Below are 7,190 nucleotides of genomic sequence, written 5' to 3'. Positions count from 1 at the left end.
GAACCCGATACACCTGAGAAAACAACAAGTGCATTTCTTGGGATAGAAACATCTACATCCTTAAGGTTATGCTCACGTGCACCTCGAACTTCAATACAATTATTAGATAAAGTAATGTTATTGTGTTCACCAAAAGAATGTATTTTCATGTTTCTACGAGCCTGTAAATTATTTTGTGTAAGTCTTATTTTTTATAAATGATCTTTTAATCGATCATCGAACTGAATCGTAAACCAATTCATTGCTAAACGCCAATTTTGAATTGGCATGGTCCATTTTTTAGCAGCATTTGAAGTTGCTAAATAAATGACCTTTTTCACTGAATCATCAGAAGAGAAGATCTTTCTCTTTTTAGTTGAATGGCGGATCACGCTATTCAATGATTCAATTGCATTTGTTGTATAAATCGCATGACGTATTTCAGCAGGATAGCTAAAGATCGTTCGGATATTTTCCCAATTTGCCCGCCAGGATTCTCCAATTTTTGGATACTGAACCGTACCGGGTTTGTCGGAGACCAACTTTCCTGCGATGAGAAGCGCATCGCTTCGCAAGGGAACATCGAGCAAAACGAGATCTACATGATTTTCATCATGCTAAGCAAATCAAACGAATTTGGAAAGAAAGTTCGGGCCGGTATGGCGTTCGTAAAGTCTGGCAACAACTGCAACGAGAAGTTATGTTATTGCGCGCTATACAGTTCTCGATTGATGCAAAATCTTGAAATACAAGGTGTATGGCGTGGTAAGAATACAGATATGGTGCTTGATGCGCTGAGTTATGTGTCGTCTTTTGAGCTTGAAGCAATGTACGATTATAAGATTAACCCGTTAGGTCAGGTGGCCTAACTTAAATAAAAGTCTCCGACAAACCCGGTACGGTTCATTGCAGATCGGCAAGGGCATGCGGTGATTCCACCTAGAAAAAATGCGAAACCATGGAAAGATACAAAGAGTAGCTCGCTAGAGCGAAATGAATTACTTCGAACAGTTAAGCGTTTAGGCAGGACACTATGGAAAAAATGGTCAGGCTATCATCGGCGAAGTTTGGTTGAAACTAAGATGCATTGCATCAAATTATTAGGAGATAAACTCAGTGCAAGGAGTTTTGATAGCCAAGTGAATGAGATCCATGCACGTGTAGCAGTCCTTAACAGATTTACGGAATTAGGTCGACCACTTACCCAAGTTACGCCTTAAATTTGGCTCAATTAGGGGCGCTTTGCATTTCAAATCTTTGTGCAACAAAGCCGATCGAAATGATAAAGTCATAAATTGCTTTTCAAAAAAAAAGAAACTAATATGTTTCTTATAACACTAAAAAGCAATAAATGTGTCTACAATGAATGAGTCTTTACTTCAGCAAATCAAAAAAAGACGAACCCAATTGGGCTTAAAGCAAGTTGATATGCAATCCCGTACAGGCATGTCAAGACAGCAATACCAAAAGCTGGAAAGTCAGGGCAACCCTCGATTAGAGACCTTAGAAATTATCGCGGCAGGATTAAATGCTCAACTGATGCTCATCCCTGATGATAAGGTTCATTTGATTAGACAATTATTGAATGATGAAATTAAAGTCACTATTGAAGATCAGGATGACTTAATGACTAACCCATGGAAGGGTCTTCTCGGAGGAGAGGAACCATGAATACTGTTGCCGTCCTGAAATTAACATTACATCACGGTATCGTTGGATACTTGGCAGGATTTCAGAGCGGAAAAAATATTCTGGTTTTTACAGATTCTTTCCGCTCTGATCAGCAACGCCCGACCTTGAGCCTGCTGACTTCCCCCTTGTATCCTCAAGTGGATAAAATTTTAGAAAAGACCTATGTTACACATCAGCGTTTACATCCCTTGCTATCAAACTTGCTACCAGAAGGTGCATTACGCGAACTGATTGCACAAAGCCTCAAAGTACATATAGACAATGAATTTCAGTTATTGGCAGCTTTAGGTCATGATTTACCTGGAGCACTCATTGCGACTCCATTAGATCCAGAAGAAATTCCAGATGAAATAAAATTTAAGCTTCAGATCTCGAATCCAGATCAGATCTTAAAGCAAGAGATTCGAACAGATAATAAGTTTTCCTTGGCCGGCGTCCAAATGAAGTTTTCCATGAAAGCCAAAGATGGGCGTTTTACACTAGTCCAGGCAACGGAATCGTCTCTACTCGGGGACTGGATTATCAAAACTCCTTCTTCCAGACATGCTTTTGTTCCGCTAAATGAATATTCTATGATGAGCCTTGCCAAAATGGTCGGAATAGATGTCCCTGAGATTCGCTTGGTGGATATGGCACTCTTACAAAACCTTCCACCATTAAATTTACCCCAAGAGCAATATGCTTTTGCAATCAAAAGATTTGATAGACAGAGTACTGCTGATACTACAGAGCTTATTCACATCGAAGACTTTGCTCAGATCTTCGGTGCATATCCACAGCAGAAATACAGCACCACAAATTATGAGCAGATAGGAAAGATCATTTATCAATTTTCAGATAACAAAATTCTTGATATTCAGCAATTTGCCAGCCGCTTACTTGTCAACATTTTGCTCGCCAATGGAGATGCACACTTAAAAAACTGGAGTATGATTTATCAGGACAAAAGAACACCAAGATTATCTCCCGCATACGATATATTGATGACTAGTGTATATATTGAAAATGAGCTTCATTTCGCATTGAATCTTGCCAAAAATAAAGATTGGTATTTAGCTGAGATGAAACACTTTGAACAATGGGCTGAAAAAGTCGGTGTTCCATGGCGTGTTATTGAAAAACAACTTCACGCCATTATGGACAAAGCACGGTCAGTATGGCCAGCGCTATTACTAGACTTACCTATGATTTCTGTTCATAAAGAAAAATTAAGAGAACATTGGAAAAAATTGCATCCAGACTTTCAGATACTTACAGATGATTAGAGGAAACCTGTAACCAAGCTAAAATTTCTCAAACAATTTCATCACATCATTTTCCGTCAGTTTCGCTTCTCCCTCATGATCTGTGCTTAGAATAGACTGTGCCAGTTCTGCTTTATTCTGCTGCAAGGCAATAATTTTTTCTTCTATGCTTTTATTGGTAATCAGCTTATACACAAATACCGGCTTGTCCTGTCCAATCCGCCATGCACGATCTGAAGCTTGATCTTCAGCAGCAGGGTTCCACCATGGATCATAGTGAATGACCGTATCTGCGGCAGTTAGATTCAGACCGACCCCTCCTGCTTTCAGACTGATTAAAAATACCGGCACTTGTCCAGACTGAAATGCTGTAATGACTTCATCTCGCTTTTTGGTCTTTCCAGTCAGCTTCACATAGCCAATTTCTGCGTGATGGAGCTGTTGTTCAATCAGTTCCAGCATTGAGGTAAACTGAGAGAAGATCAGAATTTTTCGCCCCTCCTCCACCATTGGAACGACCATATCCATCAACTGTTCAAGTTTGGCAGAGTGTGCCTGCCCGGTTTTCACTGAATCCAGCTTTAGTAAGCTAGGATGGCAGCACACCTGACGTAGCTTCAGTAAGGCATCTAAAATTTGAATTTGACTACGTTTAAAGCCTTTTTCTGCCACAATTTTCTGAATATTTTCCTGCATCGTGGCACGAACAGCCTCATATAACTTGGATTGCTGGTCATTCATATCAATATTGACTTCAATCGTGGTTTTTTCTGGCAACTCTTTGGCTACGTCAGTTTTCAAGCGACGTAAAATGAAGGGCTTAATCCGGTTGACCAACTTTTGCCTTAACTGCTGATCACCGCGTTTTTCAATCGGATGACGGTACTTTTTATTAAAGATTTCTTGTGAATATAAAAATCCTGGCATTAGAAAGTAAAATAGTGCCCACAGCTCACCCAAATGATTTTCCATCGGGGTACCTGTTAGACACAAACGATGTCGTGCTTTTAATTGCCGTACTACCTGTGCAGCTTTGGCACGCGGATTTTTGATATTCTGCGCCTCATCCAAAATGAGTTGATGATATTCATATTGCTTTAATTGTTCTTCATCTCTCGCTAGAAGCGGATAGGTGGTTAACACAATATCATAGTGCGGAATCTGCTCAAAATTCTGATGGCGGTCGGGCCCCTGTAGCAGCAATACCTTCAGCTGAGGGGTAAATTTCTCCGCTTCTTTGAACCAGTTATGCATCAGCGATGTGGGTGCAACAATTAAGGCGGGACTGTCCTGCAAATATCCAACCTGCTTTTCCATGAGTAAATGGGCTAAAGTTTGTGCTGTTTTCCCCAAGCCCATATCATCTGCCAGAATCCCGCCATGCTGGGTTTCCCTTAAAAACTGTAACCAGCCTAAGCCCTGCTGCTGGTATGGACGCAACTCCCCCTGAAAACCTTGTGGTGTCGGCAGTTGTTGCTGATAGCCTTGTTTGAATTTCTGTACAAATTGCTGCAGGCGATCACTGACCTGCCATGTCATCCCAAGATTATGCTGCAATTCTAATAATTGACTCGCATCATAGCGATCAATACTGCGCTCTTCTTGCTGTAAAATGCTCTGCAGATGCAACAATACCGGCTTAATATCCCTAGCGGATAGAGCCAAATCAGGTTGATCAACTGCAGTTTTCACGGTGAAAATTTGACTGTCATGCAGATGAATAAACGTCCGCGGATCAAGTAAATCAGGATTTACTCGCACCAAAGCTACGAGCGCATCAAGCAAATTATAAGAATTGCCTGCACTGTCTTGAACCGTCGCCCCGATATTGAACCAGTCCTGCTGGCCTTCAGATTCAGTGATAGAAATATTTAAATTTTCAACATATTGCAGATTAAAGGGGCTGTTTTCCAGATGCTCTATCTGCCAGCCCATCAACTCAATTTGATTGATGGGCATCAGCTGTTTGATCCAGTCTCCATAGAAAGCAAAAACCATAGAATCAAGACGTTGTTTATCCAATTTTAATTGCTGCTCATAACTAAGATCTTTCACCCACTTCAGTGATTCGACCAATAGCTGTAAACGCTGGATTGACTGTTGTTCCTGAACTAAGTCCCGAAGCTGTCGCACCATTTTGCCATGCTGTTCATCAATAAAACTGTCACCTGATGTACCTGCTTTAATTCGCCCACCTGCATAGGAGAATTCAATTTCGGCACAAACAGACTCTTCCCATTTCCAATCAAATTTATTTAAAACACCGAAGCGTAAAATTGGCTGGGGACTTCCCTCAAGGACATCAATATGCTGAATAGACTCGGGCTGAGGCAGATTTTTCACGTCTGAATATTGATGAGTCAGTTTCTCAAACTCTGGCAAGAGCTTAGCTGGAAGATCAGGCATCTGTAAAAAATGGTACAGAAGATTTGCCGTATATTCACCATATAACTGGCCCACCGTGTTCTGTTGAATATCCACATAACATGGTGGATGGCTCGCGAGAATCTGAATATGAGGATTTGATTTTAAATCGAGTCGAATATCACCATTGACCAATTCAATGTTTAAATGCTCTGTCTGTTTGTTTAAACCTTGTTGCCAGATCAGTTCGATGTGATAGCCTTGTTCTGACCATTGAAGTGCAGTATGGCTCTTTTTTTTCCAGTACACATCGCCACTTTGAATAAAAGATTTGAAATGCTCCAATAAAATGCTTGAGATATCAAGATTGCTTTGATAAAAGCGTTCGTCGCTGTTTATTTTGGCGTAATAATAAATCTGGTTAAATAATTGTCGTTTTTGTTCAGGTAAAGTCAGATGCTTTCTGGTGATATTTTCATATTGGGTATAATAACTTTCCCCTGCAATTGAGCCGTTCTTATTGCGTCTGGCCTTCTGAACCTCAACTGTCAATTTCTTTAAGCTGACCGACTGATCTAGCAGGTAAATTAAATAATTGTTTGTTTTGACAGATTGCTCTGGTTCAGTCTGTTGCAAATACCGTTTAAAATCATTCAACCAGCGCTGCGCCTGATCATCCCCCCATCGGCGTTTTGCGATTCCCTGCGGAGATTGAGATTCAGCATAACGCTGTTGAAATTCCTGACGATATTCTTGAAAGAATAACCGCGCTAAAGCAGCAGCATGTTTACAGTTATATCCAACTGGACAAGTGCAGTCATCATCGATTAAACGGTCTTTTTTAAGATTATAGGTAATCGCGGTATCGTAATAATCTGTCCCTTCAATTTGAGCATACATCGTGACATCATCATTTTCCTCAAAGAACTCAATTGTTTCCCTATCAATGTGTTTAGCATAGCTCAGACTGCGCTGAAGAGTTGCAGTACTAAAGCGAGATAGAAAATTGATCAATAAGGACATAATTACCAGACACCAAAATGTTTATACAATTATAACGGACAAAGCTGTCATTTCAGAACAGTAGGGCTCGCCAACGTATCAGAAGAAAATAAATCCATGCTCAAAAAAAACTTAATGTTTACTACAATGGATGGGGTGAACATTGGCTCGATTTGTAAGGTTGCAATCCTATTCAGCAATATCGCTCATGATCTATTACCTGGACAAATTCAAGTAGAGACTCTCTAAATGATCCAAAATAGGATTGGGCATAATATTCATTTATTGCACTAAATAGCTTTCACAAAGCTTCTATGAAGGGCTTATTCTAACCGTTGTTTTATCACGGCATAAGCTACACCAGTCACCACACTTCCAATCGCAATCGCTAATAAATATGGCTCTAGACTAGCAGATTTGCACTTAGTTTTACCTAATGAGGTCCCACAACTCTGTTGCTAGCTCATTAGGCTCCCTCATCCAACGCCATTCTGTTTCTTTAAGATGATAATCTGTTAGCGGCAGTGTAAAAATGACCCCCTAATGGCATTTAAAAACTGACCCCCTTGGTTAATATAGCGGTCATTTTGGACTGCTCAACATGTTAACTTTGGAGCAAGCAGTGACAATCCAAATTCTTCATCAACAGGGTAAATCTATTAAAGCTATTACTCGTGAACTGGGGGTGTCCCGAAATACCGTGCGTAAATATTTACGGCAGAAGGAAACACCTCAGTATCGGCGTACACAACCTAGAACAAGTATTCTTGATCCATATAAACCCTATTTACTCCAACGTGTAAATGCAGCACATCCTGAATGGATTCCTGCCGTTGTGCTCTACCAGGAAATTTTAGGGTTGGGATATCCAGGAAAGATCAGGATCTTGAGGGAATATCTTGCAACATT

The 7,190-nt window shown here is 40.4% G+C and carries 4 protein-coding genes and 5 pseudogenes; 6 read left to right on the top strand and 3 right to left on the bottom strand.

The window, feature by feature from the left end; translation table 11 throughout:
• Positions 1 to 191 precede the first annotated feature (191 nt).
• Positions 192 to 494 (bottom strand): annotated as a pseudogene (locus tag PV763_RS16620) (transposase); the annotation flags it as partial.
• A 62-nt stretch (positions 495 to 556) separates the two neighbouring features.
• Between PV763_RS16620 and PV763_RS16615 the strand changes: the two are divergent.
• The 4 genes and pseudogenes from PV763_RS16615 to PV763_RS16600 all read left to right on the top strand — a co-directional run.
• Positions 557 to 752, top strand: a pseudogene (locus PV763_RS16615) (IS3 family transposase); the annotation flags it as partial.
• A 132-nt stretch (positions 753 to 884) separates the two neighbouring features.
• Positions 885 to 1,199 (top strand): annotated as a pseudogene (locus PV763_RS16610) (transposase); the annotation flags it as partial.
• 142 nt (positions 1,200 to 1,341) lie between these two features.
• Positions 1,342 to 1,650, top strand: coding sequence for a helix-turn-helix transcriptional regulator (locus PV763_RS16605; protein WP_420938237.1), 309 nt, complete (start codon positions 1,342 to 1,344; stop codon positions 1,648 to 1,650).
• Positions 1,647 to 2,936 carry a type II toxin-antitoxin system HipA family toxin gene (locus PV763_RS16600; RefSeq protein WP_004282132.1) on the top strand — a complete coding sequence of 430 codons (1,290 nt, stop codon included), beginning with the start codon at positions 1,647 to 1,649 and terminating at the stop codon, positions 2,934 to 2,936. The genes PV763_RS16605 and PV763_RS16600 overlap by 4 nt, the downstream gene beginning before the upstream one ends.
• A gap of 18 nt (positions 2,937 to 2,954) precedes the next feature.
• On the opposite strand, the gene PV763_RS16595 is transcribed toward PV763_RS16600, so the two are convergent.
• Positions 2,955 to 6,302, bottom strand: coding sequence for an SNF2-related protein (locus tag PV763_RS16595; RefSeq protein ID WP_420938236.1), 3,348 nt, complete (start codon positions 6,300 to 6,302; stop codon positions 2,955 to 2,957).
• Positions 6,303 to 6,443: 141 nt separating this feature from the next.
• Between PV763_RS16595 and PV763_RS16590 the strand changes: the two are divergent.
• A pseudogene (locus PV763_RS16590) lies at positions 6,444 to 6,530 on the top strand (serine/threonine-protein kinase HipA); the annotation flags it as partial.
• A 180-nt stretch (positions 6,531 to 6,710) separates the two neighbouring features.
• Here PV763_RS16590 and PV763_RS16585 read toward each other — a convergent pair.
• Positions 6,711 to 6,794 (bottom strand): annotated as a pseudogene (locus PV763_RS16585) (IS1595 family transposase); the annotation flags it as partial.
• 88 nt (positions 6,795 to 6,882) lie between these two features.
• Here PV763_RS16585 and PV763_RS16580 point away from each other — a divergent pair.
• On the top strand, positions 6,883 to 7,190 hold a 308-nt coding region (locus PV763_RS16580; protein ID WP_420938235.1), incomplete at its 3' end, for a helix-turn-helix domain-containing protein.

The sequence above is a fragment of the Acinetobacter sp. AS5 genome, assembly GCF_048957595.1.
Classification (GTDB): domain Bacteria; phylum Pseudomonadota; class Gammaproteobacteria; order Pseudomonadales; family Moraxellaceae; genus Acinetobacter.
This window is presented reverse-complemented; position numbering and strand designations above follow the sequence as displayed.